The organism is Thermosporothrix sp. COM3, assembly GCF_059696735.1.
Genome location: NZ_AP019376.1, coordinates 1,048,025 through 1,065,844, shown reverse-complemented (window position 1 = coordinate 1,065,844; position 17,820 = coordinate 1,048,025). Strand labels below are relative to the sequence as shown.

Annotated in this window: 17 protein-coding genes; 3 read left to right on the top strand and 14 right to left on the bottom strand. The window is 55.6% G+C overall.

Going from position 1 to position 17,820, the window contains the following annotated elements:
* Positions 1 to 9 precede the first annotated feature (9 nt).
* Genes KTH_RS04600 through KTH_RS04580 form a run of 5 tightly spaced genes read right to left on the bottom strand, consistent with a single transcriptional unit; the run spans position 10 to position 4,491 of the window.
* On the bottom strand, positions 10 to 930 hold the full coding sequence (locus tag KTH_RS04600) for a dihydrodipicolinate synthase family protein (protein WP_497616692.1): 921 nt from the start codon (positions 928 to 930) through the stop codon (positions 10 to 12).
* Positions 927 to 2,207, bottom strand: a complete 1,281-nt coding sequence (locus tag KTH_RS04595; protein ID WP_497616690.1) for an FAD-dependent oxidoreductase — start codon at positions 2,205 to 2,207, stop codon at positions 927 to 929. The genes KTH_RS04600 and KTH_RS04595 overlap by 4 nt, the downstream gene beginning before the upstream one ends.
* The gene (locus KTH_RS04590; protein ID WP_111323462.1) at positions 2,204 to 2,440 is read right to left on the bottom strand and encodes a (2Fe-2S)-binding protein; all 237 of its coding nucleotides are present in this window, start codon (positions 2,438 to 2,440) and stop codon (positions 2,204 to 2,206) included. Before KTH_RS04590 ends, KTH_RS04595 begins: the two co-directional genes overlap by 4 nt.
* Positions 2,397 to 3,557, bottom strand: coding sequence for an NAD(P)/FAD-dependent oxidoreductase (locus KTH_RS04585; protein ID WP_497616687.1), 1,161 nt, complete (start codon positions 3,555 to 3,557; stop codon positions 2,397 to 2,399). Before KTH_RS04585 ends, KTH_RS04590 begins: the two co-directional genes overlap by 44 nt.
* Entirely contained in the window at positions 3,541 to 4,491 is a 951-nt protein-coding gene (locus KTH_RS04580) for a proline racemase family protein (protein ID WP_497623183.1), read from the bottom strand. Before KTH_RS04580 ends, KTH_RS04585 begins: the two co-directional genes overlap by 17 nt.
* A 299-nt stretch (positions 4,492 to 4,790) precedes the next feature.
* Here KTH_RS04580 and KTH_RS04575 point away from each other — a divergent pair, with 299 nt between their 5' ends.
* Complete coding sequence (locus KTH_RS04575) at positions 4,791 to 5,576, top strand: PAS domain-containing protein (RefSeq protein ID WP_497616685.1); 786 nt, start codon at positions 4,791 to 4,793, stop codon at positions 5,574 to 5,576.
* A 101-nt stretch (positions 5,577 to 5,677) separates the two neighbouring features.
* Here the strand turns inward: KTH_RS04575 and KTH_RS04570 are convergent, their stop codons facing one another.
* Both KTH_RS04570 and KTH_RS04565 read right to left on the bottom strand, forming a co-directional pair.
* Positions 5,678 to 6,184 carry a GNAT family N-acetyltransferase gene (locus KTH_RS04570; RefSeq protein WP_497616683.1) on the bottom strand — a complete coding sequence of 169 codons (507 nt, stop codon included), beginning with the start codon at positions 6,182 to 6,184 and terminating at the stop codon, positions 5,678 to 5,680.
* Between the two features lie 500 nt (positions 6,185 to 6,684).
* Positions 6,685 to 7,368: an SDR family NAD(P)-dependent oxidoreductase gene (locus KTH_RS04565; RefSeq protein WP_497616681.1), complete on the bottom strand. Its 684-nt coding sequence runs from the start codon at positions 7,366 to 7,368 to the stop codon at positions 6,685 to 6,687.
* A gap of 209 nt (positions 7,369 to 7,577) precedes the next feature.
* On the opposite strand from KTH_RS04565, the gene KTH_RS04560 reads away from it, so the two are divergent.
* Positions 7,578 to 8,519: an LLM class flavin-dependent oxidoreductase gene (locus KTH_RS04560; RefSeq protein WP_497616679.1), complete on the top strand. Its 942-nt coding sequence runs from the start codon at positions 7,578 to 7,580 to the stop codon at positions 8,517 to 8,519.
* Between the two features lie 115 nt (positions 8,520 to 8,634).
* On the opposite strand, the gene KTH_RS04555 is transcribed toward KTH_RS04560, so the two are convergent.
* On the bottom strand, positions 8,635 to 9,594 hold the full coding sequence (locus KTH_RS04555) for a trypsin-like serine peptidase (RefSeq protein WP_111323242.1): 960 nt from the start codon (positions 9,592 to 9,594) through the stop codon (positions 8,635 to 8,637).
* Positions 9,595 to 10,455: 861 nt separating this feature from the next.
* Here KTH_RS04555 and KTH_RS04550 point away from each other — a divergent pair.
* The gene (locus tag KTH_RS04550; RefSeq protein WP_497616676.1) at positions 10,456 to 10,881 is read left to right on the top strand and encodes a hypothetical protein; all 426 of its coding nucleotides are present in this window, start codon (positions 10,456 to 10,458) and stop codon (positions 10,879 to 10,881) included.
* A 224-nt stretch (positions 10,882 to 11,105) separates the two neighbouring features.
* Here KTH_RS04550 and KTH_RS04545 read toward each other — a convergent pair whose 3' ends face one another.
* The 6 genes from KTH_RS04545 to KTH_RS04520 all read right to left on the bottom strand — a co-directional run bounded on the left by KTH_RS04545 (position 11,106) and on the right by KTH_RS04520 (position 17,656).
* Positions 11,106 to 12,203 carry a Gfo/Idh/MocA family oxidoreductase gene (locus KTH_RS04545; RefSeq protein WP_497616674.1) on the bottom strand — a complete coding sequence of 366 codons (1,098 nt, stop codon included), beginning with the start codon at positions 12,201 to 12,203 and terminating at the stop codon, positions 11,106 to 11,108.
* 19 nt (positions 12,204 to 12,222) lie between these two features.
* Positions 12,223 to 13,281, bottom strand: a complete 1,059-nt coding sequence (locus KTH_RS04540; RefSeq protein ID WP_211326176.1) for a glycoside hydrolase family 130 protein — start codon at positions 13,279 to 13,281, stop codon at positions 12,223 to 12,225.
* A 42-nt stretch (positions 13,282 to 13,323) separates the two neighbouring features.
* Positions 13,324 to 14,235, bottom strand: a complete 912-nt coding sequence (locus KTH_RS04535) for a carbohydrate ABC transporter permease (RefSeq protein WP_111323236.1) — start codon at positions 14,233 to 14,235, stop codon at positions 13,324 to 13,326.
* A gap of 11 nt (positions 14,236 to 14,246) precedes the next feature.
* Positions 14,247 to 15,008 carry a carbohydrate ABC transporter permease gene (locus tag KTH_RS04530; protein ID WP_497623181.1) on the bottom strand — a complete coding sequence of 254 codons (762 nt, stop codon included), beginning with the start codon at positions 15,006 to 15,008 and terminating at the stop codon, positions 14,247 to 14,249.
* A 216-nt stretch (positions 15,009 to 15,224) separates the two neighbouring features.
* Positions 15,225 to 16,529 (bottom strand): ABC transporter substrate-binding protein, encoded by a 1,305-nt coding sequence (locus tag KTH_RS04525; protein ID WP_497616672.1) that lies wholly within the window; start codon positions 16,527 to 16,529, stop codon positions 15,225 to 15,227.
* Between the two features lie 110 nt (positions 16,530 to 16,639).
* Positions 16,640 to 17,656: a LacI family DNA-binding transcriptional regulator gene (locus tag KTH_RS04520; protein WP_497616670.1), complete on the bottom strand. Its 1,017-nt coding sequence runs from the start codon at positions 17,654 to 17,656 to the stop codon at positions 16,640 to 16,642.
* Positions 17,657 to 17,820: the final 164 nt, after the last annotated feature.

Below are 17,820 nucleotides of genomic sequence, written 5' to 3'. Positions count from 1 at the left end.
TGCTCCTCTCTAGAGGGGAAGCTGAGCGCGTTGTTCAAGGGCATGAGAAATAATGCGCCGCGCTGTTTCAAGCTCGTCCCCGACGACTTCGAGACGTGGCGGACGCACCCGAGCACTTCCCATGCCAACCATCTCTTGTGTCAGTTTAATCAATTGAACGAACTTTGTCACGGTATCCAGGCGCAATAGCGGCAGGAACCAGGCATAGAGTGCATCGAGTCTGGCACGATCCCCACGCCCCTCGCGCACCTCCTGAGCCATGCGGAACAGCGCGACCGATTCAACAGGGAACGCGTTCACCAGACCTGCGATCCAGCCTACGGCACCCGCCTGGATGCCCTCTACAATGCAGTCATCAACGCCCACCAGGATATTCAAGCGATCGCCAAGCAGCGCCCGAAGAGCGGTCACACGCCGCACATCTGAGCTCGATTCCTTGACGGCTTCCAGATTGGCGTGCTCGCTCGCCAGTTCGGCAATCTGCTCCGGTAGAAAATCGGTTTTATAGGCAGGAGGATTATTATAGAGCATGACGGGAAGTTTCGTCGCCCGAATCACGGCATCCACATGGGCCTTCATCTCGCGCCAATCAGTCGAGTAGACATAGGGAGGCAGCACCATCAGCCCACTACAGCCGACCTCTTCGGCAGCCTGAGCAAGTCGCACCGCTTCAGCAGTCGAGAGCGCCGCGATTCCCGGAATGACGGGTACGCGCTCGCCAACCGCCTGCACCGCTACCTTGAGCAGTTCTCTTTTTTCTTCAAAACTCAACGTTGCGCTCTCACCAAGTGAACCGATGGGCACCAGCCCGACACATCCCGCTTCGATCATCCATTGACAATGCTGTGCAAAGAACGTGTAATCAATACTGCCATCTTCCATAAATGGTGTTGTAATGGCAGGCAGCACGCCTCTCCAATTAACCTTCATTGTGTTCTTCTCCTCATGATTGTTTCCGGTGTCAGGGCCAGTGTTTCCACCCGTGCAACCGAGACGGGAGGCCGCACCGAATCAGGCGTCCAACCAAATAGAAACGAGGCCGCCGCCCCACAGACGCGCCCCTGGCATGGCCCCATCCCACAACGCGTCTGTAAGCGAGCGCTCCGCCAACTTGCCTGCTGTTTCGCCTCACCATAGGGCACATCTTCACAGCGACAGAGCAGCGTTTCATCGGTGGCAAGATGTCTCAACTCATCGCGCAAGGCAAAATTCCGCGCCAGAAGCGCCGCGAAACGGGCCGCCTTCTCACGAGCAGGAAAATACGTCCGCGCCCGCTCTAGCTGACCGATGGCCGCATAGCCCGCAATCTGGCCTTCCGCCAGCGAGACATCAACACCACCAATGCCCGTCGCCTCTCCAACGCAGTAGATTCCTTCAACACTCGTGCGCTGCCAGGCATCCACGCGCACAGAGCCCTCGAAGAGCTCACAGCCAAAAGCCGCTGCGAGCTCGCTGTTGGGCACCAGACCGAAACCACAGGCCAGATAATCACAGTCCAGCGTCTTCACCCGGCCTCCCATGCGCACCGAGACCGCCATGAGCCGCTTATCCCCATGTGCCTGCGTCACCCAGGAATCCGCGTGAAATGGCACGTTGTACAGGTGTAGACCGAGCTGTCCTGCCTGCCGAAACTGCCGCCCATACCGGGGAAGCTGCAAGGCAAAAGCGCCCAAGCGGTGCCAGGGCGTTTGCTCGGCCACCAGCAGCACATGCGCACCCTTCGACTTCAGAAAGGCGGCCACCGCAAGCAGCAAAGGGCCGCTTCCCGCGACCACAATGCGCTTGCCCTCGACCGGTAAACCGCCCTTGACCAGCGCTTGCAGGCCTCCTGCACCCATCACCCCCGGCAAAGTCCAGCCAGGGAAGGGCAGAAAGCGTTCACGCGCCCCCGTGGCCAGAATCAGCCGCTCAAACTCGATGAGCACAGGGCCGTCGGGCCGCTCAGCAAGCAGCGCCCGCGTCCCGAGAGGGGCAACCACCTTTGTACGATACAGCGGCGTGATCTCTGGCAGCTCAGCAAGCGAGAGCCAGACACGCGCCTGCTTACCGGGTGCATGCGTCCTGCCTCCGCGCCAGATCTGCCCTCCTGGCGCGGGGTTCTCATCAAGCAAACCAACCGAGAAATTGCCTCGGGCCGCACTGGTCGCCGCCGCAAGTCCCGCGGGTCCGGCACCTACCACAAGAACCGCAAAAGAGAGCTTCTTCATGTCGTGACCACTTCCATTCCGTCCTCACAGACCGTCTGGCAGCTCAGGCAATGCGCCTGACCATTGATCGTGACACGACACTCAAAACAGATCCCCATGCCACAGAGCGGCGCTCTGACGTCTCCCTGCACCGAATGTCGAAACGCGCCGACTTCGGCAACCATCAGCGCAGCCGCTACCATGCTTCCTTCAGGCACGCTCACTACGCGCCCGTTCACGGTTAGATGTACCATGCCCTCTCTCCTGCAAGAAACGCGACGGTAAATATGGTTCTACTGGTATTTCCGGTTCTCGCTGTAGAAGCTGTGCCGCCAGCAGGCGGGCCGTTGCCTGCGAGGTCGTGACTCCCAGACCCTCGTGACCGGTCGCCAGCCAGACCCCGGGCCGCGAGGGATGCGGGCCGATCAACGGCAACCCGTCCGGGCTGGCAGCACGAAACCCGACCCAGGTACGCACACAATGCAGCTCCCCGAGCCCCGGCAGATAGCGCAATGCCTGCTCAAGCATCCTGCCCACCATTGCATGCTCAACCTCGCGAGTTGCCACGCCCGGCTGACGCGAGGAGCCTATCAACAGTTGCCCGGTCGGTCTTGGCTGCACATTAAAGGAAACAGAGTCCCCATGTGTTGCATGGGCATTTTTGATATACCCAAGCTCAACAAGCTGATGACGCACATATCCGGGATAACGATCAGTAATCACGAGATGCCCTTTTTTCGGCTCAACCGGCACCTCGGGAAGCAGCTCAATAACCCGCGCTCCATTCGCGATCACCAATCGTTCCGCAAAGACAGAAATACTCGTATTCAGATAGACTCCCTGTGGCAACAGCTTCAGGACACGTGCATGAATCAGCTCTGCACCCAGATCCAGCGCCCGTTGAAGCAGCAGTGCCGCGCTTCGAGGTGGATAGACGGCGCTATCTTCCGGTACCAGCAAGCCGCCAGCCAGACCAGGACGCACATTCGGCTCCAGCTCAGCAAGCTGCCGCTCATCCAACACCTCACACGGAATCCCATGCGTCCGGTACAGCTCATACTTCGTATGCACCGCCTGCATCTCCGAGGCATCCTCCGCGACCCAGATCGTCCCACATCGAGTGTACTCGTGCGGCCTCGGATCAGGCCGGACCAGTTCTTCCCAGAGCGTTTGAGAATAGCGCGTGAGCTGTAACTGCGCCTCACTGTCATCCATCACGACAAGGTGCCCCATGCCCGCAGCGGTCGCGCCGCTTCCCACCGTGTCGCACTCGATCACTCCGACCGAAAGCCCGGCAGAGGCCAGTTCCAGCGCACAGGCCGCGCCAACAATCCCGGCACCGACGATCAACACATCAAAGGTTCTGCGCATGTCCGATTCCCCAACGGAAGGGATCGCGCTCCTCGAAGATCAGCTTCCCTTCCAGCATAATAGAGGCAGAACCAGTAATACAGGGAAGAATCTGACCATCCGCAGCAGGCGTATAGGTCGCCTCAAAACGGCTGCCTATGATGCTCTCCTGTACCCAGACCTCGCCCGGTTGAAGTCTGCCCGCAGCCGCCAGGCAGGCCAGTTTCGCGCTTGTTCCGGTCCCGCATGGCGAGCGATCATACTCCTTGCCCGGACAGAGCACAAAGTTCTTGCTGTGCGCCCCATGCGTGCCCGGCGCATAGAGAATAATATGGTCGATCTCCGCACCGTTCGCCCCGGTCAGGCCCTCGCGCACCAGCGCCTCACGAATACGCCAGCAACAGTCAGTCAGCACCTCAAGCCGCTCGAAGCGCAAGTCCTGCCCGTGATCCTCACACAGAAAGAACCAGTTTCCGCCCCAGGCAATCTCACCGCTGACCTGTCCGTAGCCCTCGACGACAAGCCGCACGTTTTCGGCATGCCGATATGCGGGAACATTGTATACGGACACCCGCCCGTCGGCGTGCAACTCGGCGGTGACGATCCCCACCGGCGTCTCAATTCGATGCCTGCCCGGCCCGATACGGCCAAGATAGGCCAGTGTCGCGACAAGGCCAATCGTGCCATGCCCGCACATGCCCAGGTAGGTCGCATTATCAAAATAGATAACCCCGGTCACACAATCCGGGTCCGTAGGCTCGCAGAGCAGCGCCCCAACCATTGCTTCAGAGGCGTGTGGTTCCGAAACAATCGCCGTCCGAAACCAGTCATAGCGCTCACGCAAGAGGTGCAGCCGCTCGGCAAGGCTTCCCGAACCGAGATCAGGAGCGCCCTCAAGGACAACACGCGTCGGCTCGCCTCCTGTGTGCGAATCAACAATCACAATGTTTCGCACGGTACCCTCTTTTCCCCGAAAATCGAGCAGAATGTTCTTTGCTCTATCATACTTCCTGAAATAGCGGCTGTCTTGTGGAATTGCCACAGAATTCATGACGATTTCTGCACAACTTTCCGACAACCCTGTACCTCTTATTGACCCCGGAAATGCCGCACTCCTGCCATTTTCCTGCATGGCTCCACTGGCCTCTGTGTGTCTTCCAGCTCCCAACCGCGCTCTTGCTTTTATGCATTCTTTTGCGTAATATGGAAGAAAGATCGTCTGATCCGCTGTGTGATCCTGCAAAAGGAGGAGCGATGCACCAGCTTTCAACACCTCTTCCTCCCATCCGTTCGGAGATTGAGCTTCAGCAGCTTGCCCAGGCATTGGCAACACCGTTTTTTGCCGAAGCTCTTTTCGATCAGCTCGATGATGTTGTCTTCTTTGTGAAAGATGCCGGAGGACGTTATAGAGTAGTCAATGAGACGCTGATGCGGCGCTGTGGCTGCCGCCAGAAAAGCGAGATTGTGGGGCGCACGCCACTTGAGGTCTTCCCGCCAGAGTTAGGCGCTTGCTACGTCGCGCAGGATCAACACGTCATCAGAAGCGGGCAGGTCATCCAGAATCAGCTTGAGTTGCATCTTTACCTCAGTCGTGCGCCGGGTTGGTGTCTGACCTATAAAATACCGCTTTTCGACCATCAGGGGCATATTGTCGGCCTCACAGGCATCTCCCGGGATCTGCGCATGCCAGACAAAGGACACCCCGTCTATCAACGCGTCGCCGACGTTGTGACCTACATTCAGAATCACTATCAGCAACCGCTCAAGATCGAACAGCTTGCACAGATAGCACACCTCTCCGTCGCTCAGTTTGAGCGCTATATGCAGCGCATCTTCGATCTGACCCCCAAGCAGCTTATTATCAAGACCCGGCTACAAGCCGCGACACAGCTTCTCAAGAGCAACATGAGCATCGTGGAAATCGCGTATTCCTGTGGCTACACCGACCATAGTGCTTTCTCACGCCAATTCAAGATGACGGTCGGCATCTCCCCGAGTCAGTATCGCTCTCTGCTGCGACAGACGCGCTGGCACACATAGACACATCCGCACCTATCACTGTGTCGTACGCTTTTGGAAAAGAGGAATCTTTCTTCGATAGAGGAGAAGCGGCGTGGTTGCTTGCGCCGCTTCAGTGTTCATTATTGTAGCTCTTTGATCATTTCAGCGGAAATAAAAGGCGCAACCGAACCCCAATCCCCGGCGGCACGCTGCTTTTCAGCGATCACGCGAAAGCCACGCCGCTCGTAAAACGTTACATTCCCGATCTCCCGAACCGCATGCAGGCGAAGCCGCGACAGGCCTTGCTTACGCGCTACCTGCTCAACCATTCGTAGAACGGTACTGCCAAGCCCCTGCCCCTGCCGTGACAGCGCAACGGCAAACAGCCCGATATACAATGCCTCCGCTTCCGGGCGTACCATTACCGTTGCAATCAGCTCATCCCCCTCGTAGAGCAGCAGGACACGGTTCTCAGGATGCTCAGAGAGCTCTTCATACAGGTGCGACACATCATCAAGGCGATCCTCGCGGAAAATATCACGGTGCAGGCCATACGCGGCATTAATCAAGTTCACAAGCTGGACGGCCTCTTGCTCGTTTATTTCAGCAGTCGAGGCAAGCCGAGCCCGAATCGTTGGATCTGTCATAGAGTTCAACCATCAGAAAGCAACTAACAGAACGAAAGGTCTACAAGCAGTATTGTTGACGAATATGCCTTCTCTGTCAAGGAATACGGGGTCAAATCTCATCCATCCGCTAACATTTGTATCACAATACAGCAGACAAGCAAGAAACCGGGGGCAAAATGCATTCCATACAAGTGCAAAAACATGTTATACTTGATAGAGAACAGAAACGGAAGATGTCGTTCCGAGCGTCGGAGTTCGCGTAGCAATTGGCGCCCCCGCTTCCCATGCGCTTCAACAGCGAGACGCCATAAAAAGCTCAGGTATATGCACGAAACGACAGTATTTCCCGGTTTTTGACAGTTTGTTTACAAATACCAGACACTTTTTCGATGGAATGTACACATTTCTTGTGTAGACTAAAGGAAAACCTACTTCACTGGCGCTCAACTAGCTTACGTGACAGGAGGTGCTCCCATGTAACGGATTCGCTGCCTGGGAGAAGTTCCAGGCAGCACCCCCTACACAAGTCCGTACTCTTGCACAATCCGCTCTGCAACCGCATCTGGCGCGGGTAGCTGCCCTTCCTCCTTCAGTCGCACATAGCGCTCCTTCTCGGGGAAATCAACCCCGCTGCGAATGACCCGCTGCATGTTCGTATCCATCACGCCCGGGTTCACGCTGGCAATCAGATAGCGCTCATCCTGCTTATATTGCGCAGCCAGCACATCGAAAAACTGCTCGCCGCCCGCTTTCGTGGCACAATAGACCGACCAGCCCTCAATCACCCGCTTTGCCGCACCAGACGAGATAAAGAGCAGCTTCACGCGCACGTCCAACCCACTCACAGCCGCGAGAAACTCGTTCGTCAGCAGCATGGGCGCAAGCAGGTTCAGGTGCACCGCCGAAACCATCTGAGCGCTGTCCAGTTGCCCGATGGGACCAAGCGGCTCGACCATGCCAGCATTATGCAGAAATACGACCTCATCGCAGGGATGCTCGCGCAAGAAACAAGCAAACGCCTCCCGCTTCGGCACATCCTCGACCCGGCTCAGATCGTGCTGCCAGAGCGTTGCCCGTTGAACCTGATCGGGCAGGAAATGCCGCCCGATCCCCAGAAGACGCACATCCTGCTCCTGTGCCAGGCGATCAAACAGCGCTTTCCCCAGACCGCCAGAGATTCCAGTAATAATCACGGTTCTCATATCTACCTCCATAGCAAGTATCCAGGAGATGGCTTCTCACTCCCCTGCTAGATCAATTGTAGAACATAGCAACACGTTCTCGCTCATCCCTGTAGCGCTCGCACGCGGGTGAAACGGTCACCCGCTCCTTCATACGTGTACTCTATATCCATACTCTATACTGAAGAAAGAGCATTTTCTGCGATGGTTTCTAGAAGGGAGTACACCATATGTACCGTACTGCCACACTTCCTCTGCAATTCGGCATCAATGTTGATCCAGCCTTCAAGGCGCTTGATCTGGCGTTTGATCTGGCACAGCTTGCGGACGAACGTCGGCTTGATTTTATCGGCATCCAGGATCATCCCTATAACGGGCAGTTTCTCGATACCTGGACGCTCGTCAGCTATCTGGCAGCCCGAACCCGCCATGTACGCTTTATTACCAATGTCGCGAATCTGCCCCTGCGTCCTCCAGCAATCCTGGCAAAATCATTTACCACACTGGATCACCTGACTGAAGGACGGTTTGAACCGGGCATCGGAGCCGGAGCTTTCCAGGAAGGCATCACATCCTATGGAGGACCAAAGCGCACGCCTGGTGAGGCTGTGGAGGCGCTGGAAGAGGCAATTCATATTTTCCAGCTCCTCTGGTACAGCGAGCCACAGAAACGAGTTTCTTTTGAGGGTCGCTTCTACTCGCTCCGTGACGCCGAGCCGGGGCCATTCCCGACGCGCCCGCTTCCCATCTGGGTTGGCGGCATCAAACCGCGCATGCTCAGGCTGATCGGGCGCCTGGCCGATGGGCTCATGATCTCACATAACTGGGTCGAGCCAAAAAGCGTACCACAGATACAGGAAACGCTGGACGAAAGCGCACAGCAAGCCGGACGAGACATCAATAGCATTCGGCGGCTCTATAACCTGCTCGGGGTCATCGTAGGGCCGAAAGAGCGCATTCACGCCAAACAGCCGGGCTTTATCGTCGGCACCGAACAGGAATGGGCAGAATGGATCACCCATTTTTACACCGAGCTTGCCCTTGACTCCTTCATCTTCTGGCCGATCGCGGGCAACTATCGCGAACAATGCCGCTGCTTTATCAACGAGGTTATTCCCCGCGTCAAAGAATACATCTGTGTTGTGCCTCAAGAGGCTCTGCAACGGGATTAACAACGAGAAGACGGCCAAACCTCCTTGTCTGGCCGTCTCCACATATTGCCCTGCTCGGCAGGTATGTATTGTAACTGAGACAGTCCCTTGTCTCAGAGGGCGCACGCGCTGCTTGTTATGCGGCCTGAGCTGTATTGAACAGGCTCTGGGCTGCCGACCCATAGTATGGCGAGAACAGGACACCCGGACGGTTGGAGTAACCATAGTCGTTATGCCCGTTCACATACCATGTGCCATTCACTTGAATTAACCAGCCGCCGCCGCTACACCCACCGGTCATATTGCACGAGATGCCGATAGGCTGCGGGCTGCCGCTATCGTCTGCCACCTTCGTCGACACGCACTCATACATGCGGTTGCCGTTAAAAGGTGCAGCAGCAGGATAACCGAGGGCATGCCATGTCTGGGAGCGGGACAGGTTCGCGCCATACTGCACGCCACCCACCGTGGCGACCAGCGTCCTGCCGTTCAGTGTGTTCATCACGGCCTCACCCAGATCATAAGCGAAGTCAGCATTGTTCAGCCAGCGGCTATGCGCGAAGAGCCGACGGGCCGTCCATTTTCCTTTCGGACAGGAGCCGTCAAGATACTGCGGGCAGAAAATCCAGTTGGTGTAGTAATTATTGCCCGAGCCCTCTTCAGCAACACAGTGACCGGCGGTATCAACGACGCTTCCATTGCTGCTCTGAACCGCCGTGCCAGAACAGACATAGTTGGTGTTGGTGCGACTATCAGTAAAGAAGACTTTACCTATTGTCGCATAGGGGAAGGTCGAATAGGAAGAGGTCGGGACCGGCGTTGCAGCCAGCGGCTGAGGCTTGGGCTTCTTCTGGGCTTGCGGCTGGGTTAACGAGTCGCGCACCACCACCTGCTTGGGCTGGGCTGTCCGCATCCGTTCAGCAGTCCAGTAGTTCGCGGCAGACTCCGAGGACTGCGTGACCGTTTTGCTGGAAACATCGCTGCCAGACGCCTGAGCTGAGCTTGTCACAGTTGAAGCAAGCAACAACAGGAGCAGCGCCATCAGCGAGGGGATGAGAGCCAGACGCCATACTCGGGGGAATGGTTTTCCTGACATATGGGAGAATCCTTTCTCTCATGACTATGCTTCGATACAACACGATTATCTATGGATCACCTGCACCCGGTATAGAAGCCAGACAAGCGCGTACCAACATACCTCTAAGCAGGGCTACTTCTTTTCAGGATGCAGGATACCACGCAGCATCTACAGCTTTACTGCAATGGACGCGTCGAGAAAGTCATTACCCTTTCTGCTGTTTGCCAGATCTCTTTTCTTATTTTGCTTGAATATTTCGATTGACATAGAGAGTATACCATGTACTTTTTCTCTTTTCAATAGTCACTCTCATGTACTACATGCCAGGTTGCTATTACTTCAGTATAACTTCAATACGCTCTACTCTGGTAGCGCAACTTCTACTTCTCCGGGCATTGCAGCTTTTTCGAGAAAAGCCCGATCTTCCGTCAGATGCAGAGCTTTCTGCCGCTATCAAATACAAACGGTAGAAATCTGCTCATTCGCGGATTCCTGACGTCAATAGACAAAAACAGGTTTAGAGAAGGCGATTCGCCATGCTCAAGAGAGCGCCCCGGTACTCTCGAGTGCCTTGCTGAATGCATCGGCCTGCTCTAACATCTCGCATTCAAAAAGCAGCAGCAGAAGAGATCAAATGGATATTTGCGGAGAAAGGGAATGGGCGGTCACAATACGCTCTCATTTCTGAATGCGGCGCGTAATATACGCCCTTTTCACAGGAACAGGCTTGACAAATAGAGCGAACCGACATAATATCCTAGTAGCGAGATCGGAAATAACTCTTCCGTATGAATTCAGGCGGGACGCGGCTCTACAGGCCGTGCTACCCGAACAGATAGATAGAAGATCCACAGTATAGCAAAAAAGGAGTACAGCACCATGTTTCGTCTCGATGAACGTTCCTGGCCGCTGGTGATGATGGAGAGTGAAGGCGTTGTAACGTTGAAAGATGTGCAGCTTTCTATGGCAGCCTGGGAGCGCTGGCTTGCTCGTAAGGAACCGTTTGGCCTTTTCATCCGACATCATGGAAGCAATCAGCAGATCGAGCCGGAAGCCGCCCGACTCGGAAGCCAATGGCAGCAAAACCGAAGGGATGCAATCGAGCGCTATTGTGTTGGGGTCGCACTGCATGCACCCTCAGTCGAAGCAACCGCTTTATCTCACTATGTAAAGCGCTCACAGACTCTGATGGGTTGTCCCGCACAGGCATGTCAGACAGAAGACGAGGCGAAAATCTGGTTGACCAAACAGTTATTACAGCGTTCAGCACAGCAGTCAAGCACGCTGGTTGAAAGCCACTCCTAGCATATTTCCCCTGTTGGATTTTGCTAGAATATAGTCGAAAAAAGACGGAAAAAAATCACCTTCTGGTCGTTTACTTAGATAGAGTGTTGGTGGTTTGCTCTCGCATACCACTCTCACTACGAACCGGGAAGGTTTGAGGGATATGAGAGTGCAGCACGTTCTGCACTCGGCAGAAAGCCTCCGCTGAGTTGGTTCAGGGGAGGCTTTCCTGCGCCTGGAGCTTGCTAGAAAGAGAGGCTCTGCCCCGTCTCAAGCGAGCGCTGAGAAAGATAGGCCAGGCGAAAGCTGTCGTAGGCGTCTTCTAGCGTCACTTCAGGCGTATAATGTGGATCGAGAATCGAGCGCACCAGATCCGCCATACCGAGACGAATGGCCTCCTGATAATCGGCTGTCCGCTGCGTGCTGGTCAATGTTGCTTCCACCACCTGCCCCGCCGTCGCGCCTGTAATCCCTTCCGGGGCCGGCAGATTCAGCACGTTGAGATCAGTGCCAAGCAAAGTGGCAAGCGCGCCGCGTTGCTCCTCGGGCAACAATCCCCGCACATCCATCTGCTCCGGGATCCAGCCATAGACCGTCACGTTGCCCTGATCCAGCCCCACACGCAGCACGGTCTGTTCCAGAATCGCGGGCCGGTCAAAGGCGTGGTAGAAGCTTGCCAGCACGCCATTCTCGTACGAAACCGCGGACAACACGCGATCCTGCCGCCCGTCAACGGCATTCCGCGCATAGGCAGTCACTGTCTCGGGCCGCACGCCACACAGTTGATTGCCCAGATCAAAGAAATGCACGCCATGCTCGATAAAAATACCGCCACTGCGCGAGCGATCCCAGAACCAGTGATCCGCGTGCAGCGCCTCATTAGAAGCGACGTTCTCCAGTCGCAGAAAGGCGATGTCGCCAAGCAAGCGGCTCTTGATCAGCTTTTGCAGCGTCCGGTAGATCGGGATACGGCGCAGCACATAATCAACGCTCAGACGCACCCCCTGCTCCCGAACCCGCTTCAGCAGCCGGTCGGCATCCTCAAGCGTCGTGGCAAGCGGCTTTTCCAGGAACACATGCTTTCCGGCCTCCACAGCGGCGAGCGCCTGCGGCACATGCAACCAGGGAGGCGTAGAGATCGCCACAAGCTCGACCTCCGGATCTTGCAACAGGTGTTCCAGATCGGGGTAAGCGCGCGCCTGATAGCGCTGTGCCCCCTCCGCGAGCCGGTTGGCATCGGTATCGGTCAGCGCGACAATCCGCACCTCATCCATACGGGCATAGACATCCGCGGTAAAAGCGCCAAAACCGCCATATCCAACAATTCCAAGCCCTATCGGCATGATCTCATCCTTTCCGCCGCTAGCGCAGCGAGTTCAGAATCTCGCGGATGGAGAACGTCGCCCCGCATACCACCTCGTCCGAGGCCCCATAGTACACAGTGAGCGTATCGCCATGCTCAATGACGCCATTCGCAAACACCACATTCCCGAAGAAACCGGTCCGCTCGTACGGCGCAATAGGCTCCATGAGTGGCTTCGTCGAGCGAGCAAGCACTTTTGTCGGATCGTTCAGGTCGAACAGGACCGCGCCGAGGCAATAGCGATTCTGCTCGTCCGCTCCATGATAGATCTCAAGCCAGCCCTCGTCCGTTCGGGTCGGAGCCGCACCCGCGCCCACACGCACCGAATCCCACATCCCCGGACGCGACTTGAGCACGCACGTATGCTCACCCCAGTGCACCAGATCGGGAGATTTGCTGATCCAGATATAGTTTCCGCCCAGGCCCTCATTGCCAAGCGTCGGGCGATGCATCGCATAGTAATAGCCGTTGATCTTTTCAGGGAAGAGCGCACAATCCTTATTGGGTGGCGGCAAAATCATCCCGTGGCGCTTGAACGTCTGCCAGTCCTCGGTACTGATCATGCCGACCCCATAGCCATTCTCGGAGACAGCAGTATAGGTCAGGTAGTAGCGCCCCTCAAGCTGAAGCACGCGGCAATCCTCGATACCAAACGTCTCCAGCTCGCCATCACCAAGCAGCGTCGGCTTCTCATCTACCGTGAAATGCACGCCGTCCTCGCTCCATGCCAGCCGCAGATGCGAGAGCGTCGTCAGATACCACTTTCCCTTGTAGCCAAAACCACGCGGATCGCTGCCATAATCCAGCTCAGGATCATCCTTTTTGCACTTGAGAATCTGTAACCCGCTCTCCGTCGTCGGATCAATCGTCAGGGCGCTGACCTCATCCTCACTCTGCTCAGGCCGCTCGGCGACGCGCAGCAACAGCCCGGTCTTTCCCTGAAACTGAAATGCGCCGGGATTTAACAGGCACTCGACAACCAGCCCTTCCATGCTTGGTTTGACATCCCGGGGGCGCAAAAGCGGATTTGTTTCAAAACGCTGTGCAAAATCTGACACGATACACACTCCTACAACACTATTTCATTAGCTCTCGAGGCGCTACCAGCCATAGCGGCGGCCCCACGCCTCAACAATTCGACGAATAATGACAATGGAAACCAGCGTTACGACCGCATTAATCAAGGCCACGGTTGCACCATAGCCGGAACGGAACTGGTTGAACGCCTGATAGTAGATCTCTAGCTGCCAGGTCTGGGTAGCCATATTCGGCCCACCTTTTGTCAGCAAGAAGGGCTCGGTGAAGATCGAGAACATCAACCCTACAGCCAGAATCAACACGGTATAGAAGGCCGGGTAGAGCATCGGCAGAGTGATCCGCCAGAAGCGCACCCAGGCATTGGCACCATCGATTGACGCCGCTTCATAGATCTCATCGGGAATGCCCTGCAACCCGGACAGAAAGATCAGCGCATAATAGCCCGAGAACTTCCAGACCATCAACAGGACAATCACCAGGGTCGCCGTCCAGCCGTTGTTCAGCCAGTCGATCGAGACGCCAAAAAGCGAACGCAGCGTCGCATTAAACGGGCCATCATACGAAAGAATGCCCTGCACCACCAGCGTTGACACCACACCAGAGGCCAGATATGGCAGGAAAAAGCCGACCGCAAAGAGCGACTTGAAACGCGGGATGCTATGCACGATCAGGGCCAGCCCAATCGAGGCCGCCATCACCAGCGGAATAAACAGGATCAGGAACTTATACGAAACAAAGAACGCCTGCCAGACTCGCGGGCTTGCCAGCGCCTCCTGGAAGTTCTTCAGCCCGATAAAAGTAGGGTGCGGCGAGATCAAATTCCAGTTCTGGAAGACCAGAAAGATACTCCAAACGAGGGGTATCAAAAAGAAGATGATCGTAAAAATCAGGTATGGGCTGGTAAAGAGCCACCCCTGAATCTCTTTCGCCCATGACCGGCGCTTCTTCCACTGTTCCGCAGCTTGTACACTCATTCTTCACCTCTCTAACGCAACACGAGCTGGACGCCCTTGACAAAGTTGCGGCTGAACGCGATAAACAGCAGCAGAACCGGCAGGGTCAAAATCACACCAGCGGCATACAATGGGCCCTGATAGGTGCCATACGGACCAAACATGGTTGAGAGCAAGACGTTCAACGTCTGCCGGGAAGCATCCTTCACAACAATCAAGTCCCACATTAAATCCGTCCAGCGCTCCATACTCACAAACAGGAAGATAATGGTTGTGATAGAACGCGCCATCGGCATCATAATGCGGAAGACAATCTGTAGCTCGCTTGCCCCGTCCAGACGAGCGGCCTCGATCACCTCGGGCGAGACCGAGCGGAAGAAGCCGGTATACATAAAGACCGCCCAGAGACTCATCATTTTTGGGATAATCATTGCCCAGTATGTGTTATAGAAGCCGCTATAGCGAATAATCAAAAAGGTGGGCACCAGCAGAATGATGCCAGGATAAAACATCTGGAAGAGAATAAAGTTATTGATGAGCTTTTTCCCCCGGAACTCCATGACCGAAAGCGCATAGCCGACGATCGCACCCAGAGCGACCATGCAGATACTATCAACGGCAGTGACCAGAATACTGTTCAAAAGGGCCTGGAGCCAGGGCTGAGCCAGATAGCCACCACCATTAAAGATCCACTGATAGGAACGCAGCGTAAAAGATGTCGGGAGAAAGGTTCGATTCACCTGATCCCACGATGCAAACGATTGCAGGATCAAAAAGAGATACGGGAAGGCCATCACCACAAGGAGCGGCACCGCCAGCACATAGAGCCATAACCCTTTGACCCGGCGTCCTGAGCGTTGTCGCGTCTTCTGCCCTTGCAGCACAGCCGCCTGCTGACTTTGCGTTTGAGCCATAGAACACATTCCTTCGGTACAAGCATTTCAAACAACGATGAGCAGATACAGCAAAGCAGGGGGCTCCCCTCCGAACGAGCGGAGGGGAAAGCGCTTCTACGGAATCATCGGTTGCACAGCCTTCTTCCAGCTCTCCCAACCCTGTTCGGGCTGCTTTTCATGCTTCAGCACCGGAATAATGGCCTGTGTGCCGAGCGAAAGCTGAATATCGGTGTACTTCGATGCAGTCAAAGGCGGAACCGCGTTCGGAATGTTCTCCGCGAAAGGCTGCAACTCAGGCTGCTTCGCAAAGTAGGCTTTAAACTCCGCGTTGCTGTTCAGATCATCGCGGGCAGGGGGCAGGCTGGTCTTTTGCATCCACTTCATGTCATGGGCGGGATCAGAAAGCACCCACTTCAGGAAGTCCCACATCTTCTGTTGCTGCTCTTCGGAAGCCTGCTTGTACATCACAATGCCCTTCGCATCAGCAAACGTCTTGACCGGCTGATTGGCAGGGACGTTATCGGGCACCGGAGGCGGAGCCAGCACAAAGGTCTTGCCATACTTCAGATCGGGGTACTTCTCCTGCCAGCCAGCGAACGACCAGGGGCCGATCAGGTTCGCAACCGAGAGCCCGTTTTCAAAGGGATCGTTTGCGCTCTGCGTCAACAGCAGCTTCTTATCGTTTAACTCTTTGAAGAAATTGAGCGTCCCGACAGCAGCCTGATCATCAGCGGTGATCTTGTCGCCGGTAATCAGAGGTTTCCCGTTGCTGGCCGCATCATAGAAAGTGAAAAAGTCGAACCAGCGCTCATACCAGGTATCCTGCATCAGTGGCTGACGCGCCCAGACAAACTTATCAGGATACTTCTGCTTCAGCTTCTCGCCAAGCTTGAGCACCTCGCTATAGGTGCGGGGAGGCTGCGAGTAGCCCAGCTCTTTCAGAATATCGCTCCGCCAGGCGAACAGCATGGGATTTGTATACATAGGCAGGATGTACGTATGACCATCGCTCCACTTCCAGCCAGCAATAGAGCTTTCCATGTGACGGGCCTTGATCAAGTCGTTCCATCCCGGCATCTGGTCAAGAGGAACGATTGCATCCGAGTCCTTGAGCTGGCCACCAAAGCCAGTGAAAATATTCTCGGAGGCGGTCGGTGCAGTGCCACCGGCAAGGGCAGACTGAATACCGGCCTCGGAGGTCGGCGATTCCGGGATTGCTTTTACTGTGATCTTGATGTCGGGATGTTGAGCCATATATTCCTTCGCCATCTCATCCCAGAAAGCCTGTTGAGGGGGATTCGGCGCGGCCCAGAATGTCAGCTCATTGGCTGATCCAGTGCTCGCCTCGCCACAGGCAGCCAGCACGCTCCCGCCGAGCAGGAACAGGGCCATAATCAGGAAAATACCTCTCAGCTTCATTGCTGCACTCCTCCTACATTGTGTTCCAGAAGCAAGTCATTCGTTGCTTCGGCGTGCCTATCTACTCTCAACAACTGAAAGCAGATAGGCACGTATCGATATACTGCGCGTCACTCTTCCTGTGAGACACAGCCACAGGAGTAACGCGGAATCAGGGTAGTCGAGACCAACGTGCGGATCGCTGGCATCTCACGCCCTGTCAGCGCATCGAGCAGACGTAACGCCGCCAGTCGCCCGAGTTCTGCCGTATAGATCTTCACGGTGCTCAGAGACGGGGTACTCATCGCGCCGAGGTTGGTATCATCGAAACCGATAACCGCCACATTCTCGGGAACCCGCTTCTGTTGCTGCATCAGCGTGCGAATCGCGCCCAGAGCCATCGCATCATTCGCCGCAAAAACCGCCGTCAGATCGGGAACAGCCTGTAGCGCCTCACGCATCAATTGTTTTCCGGTCTCAAAAGTCGTGTCTTCTGCATGAAATAGGTGTGTGGGAAGGCCATCTGCCTCCATGACAGCGCGATATCCATCCCCGCGAAGAGCCGAACTATGCCAGACAGCCGGGCCAAGCAGCGCCACAATCGAGCGGTGCCCGTGTGAACGGAGATGCTCGGTTGCCAGACGTCCTCCCTGCACATCATCGCTGTTGATTGTATCGACCACTACCGTCGAGGGAAAATTGTCGACCAGCACAACCGGAATATCCATCTCCTTGAGTTCGGCAATAAACTCCGCCCGAATATCCGGCCCAGCTAGAATAACACCATCTACCCGATTTTCCGCTACTGGCTTGAACTGTGCAGCCGATTTCATCTGCTCATCGCTGATCGTTGTCAGCAGCAGATGGTATCCATGCTTGCTTAACTCGGCCTCCACACCGTGCATGATGACCGGGTAAAACGGGTCAACCTCAAGCGGGGCGTGGCGCTGATGCACAACATAACAGATCGTCTCTGTGCGAGGCATCGTGTGCGCGTTTTGCAAAGCCGCAAGCTGCAACTCCTGCGCAATAGCAAGAATACGATCACGCGTCGCGGGCCGCACACCTTCTTTCCCGTTGAGTGCCCGGGATACCGTGGCAGGTGAGACGCCCGCGCGTTGCGCAATATCGGATAAGTTTATTGACATCTGCAACCTCATGCAAAAAACGAAAGCGTTTGCAAAATTATACGCTGACTTTTTGCAAATTGTCAAGCTTTTTGCAAATCACATCCGTCTCTCTTTTTCATTTCTGGAACGACTGAGAGAGCTCTTTCTTTCTGTATTAAAGGAATAATTCCATTTTTCAGGCA

What these genes read in the sequence shown, in the direction of transcription:
- KTH_RS04600 (WP_497616692.1), bottom strand. Translation starts at nt 930, where the DNA reads ATGAAGGTTAATTGGAGAGGCGTGCTGCCTGCCATTACAACACCATTT.
- KTH_RS04595 (WP_497616690.1), bottom strand. Translation starts at nt 2,207, where the DNA reads ATGAAGAAGCTCTCTTTTGCGGTTCTTGTGGTAGGTGCCGGACCCGCG.
- KTH_RS04590 (WP_111323462.1), bottom strand. Translation starts at nt 2,440, where the DNA reads ATGGTACATCTAACCGTGAACGGGCGCGTAGTGAGCGTGCCTGAAGGA.
- KTH_RS04585 (WP_497616687.1), bottom strand. Translation starts at nt 3,557, where the DNA reads ATGCGCAGAACCTTTGATGTGTTGATCGTCGGTGCCGGGATTGTTGGC.
- KTH_RS04575 (WP_497616685.1), top strand. Translation starts at nt 4,791, where the DNA reads ATGCACCAGCTTTCAACACCTCTTCCTCCCATCCGTTCGGAGATTGAG.
- KTH_RS04570 (WP_497616683.1), bottom strand. Translation starts at nt 6,184, where the DNA reads ATGACAGATCCAACGATTCGGGCTCGGCTTGCCTCGACTGCTGAAATA.
- KTH_RS04565 (WP_497616681.1), bottom strand. Translation starts at nt 7,368, where the DNA reads ATGAGAACCGTGATTATTACTGGAATCTCTGGCGGTCTGGGGAAAGCG.
- KTH_RS04560 (WP_497616679.1), top strand. Translation starts at nt 7,578, where the DNA reads ATGTACCGTACTGCCACACTTCCTCTGCAATTCGGCATCAATGTTGAT.
- KTH_RS04555 (WP_111323242.1), bottom strand. Translation starts at nt 9,594, where the DNA reads ATGTCAGGAAAACCATTCCCCCGAGTATGGCGTCTGGCTCTCATCCCC.
- KTH_RS04550 (WP_497616676.1), top strand. Translation starts at nt 10,456, where the DNA reads ATGTTTCGTCTCGATGAACGTTCCTGGCCGCTGGTGATGATGGAGAGT.
- KTH_RS04545 (WP_497616674.1), bottom strand. Translation starts at nt 12,203, where the DNA reads ATGCCGATAGGGCTTGGAATTGTTGGATATGGCGGTTTTGGCGCTTTT.
- KTH_RS04535 (WP_111323236.1), bottom strand. Translation starts at nt 14,235, where the DNA reads ATGAGTGTACAAGCTGCGGAACAGTGGAAGAAGCGCCGGTCATGGGCG.
- KTH_RS04530 (WP_497623181.1), bottom strand. Translation starts at nt 15,008, where the DNA reads ATGGCCTTCCCGTATCTCTTTTTGATCCTGCAATCGTTTGCATCGTGG.
- KTH_RS04525 (WP_497616672.1), bottom strand. Translation starts at nt 16,529, where the DNA reads ATGAAGCTGAGAGGTATTTTCCTGATTATGGCCCTGTTCCTGCTCGGC.
- KTH_RS04520 (WP_497616670.1), bottom strand. Translation starts at nt 17,656, where the DNA reads ATGTCAATAAACTTATCCGATATTGCGCAACGCGCGGGCGTCTCACCT.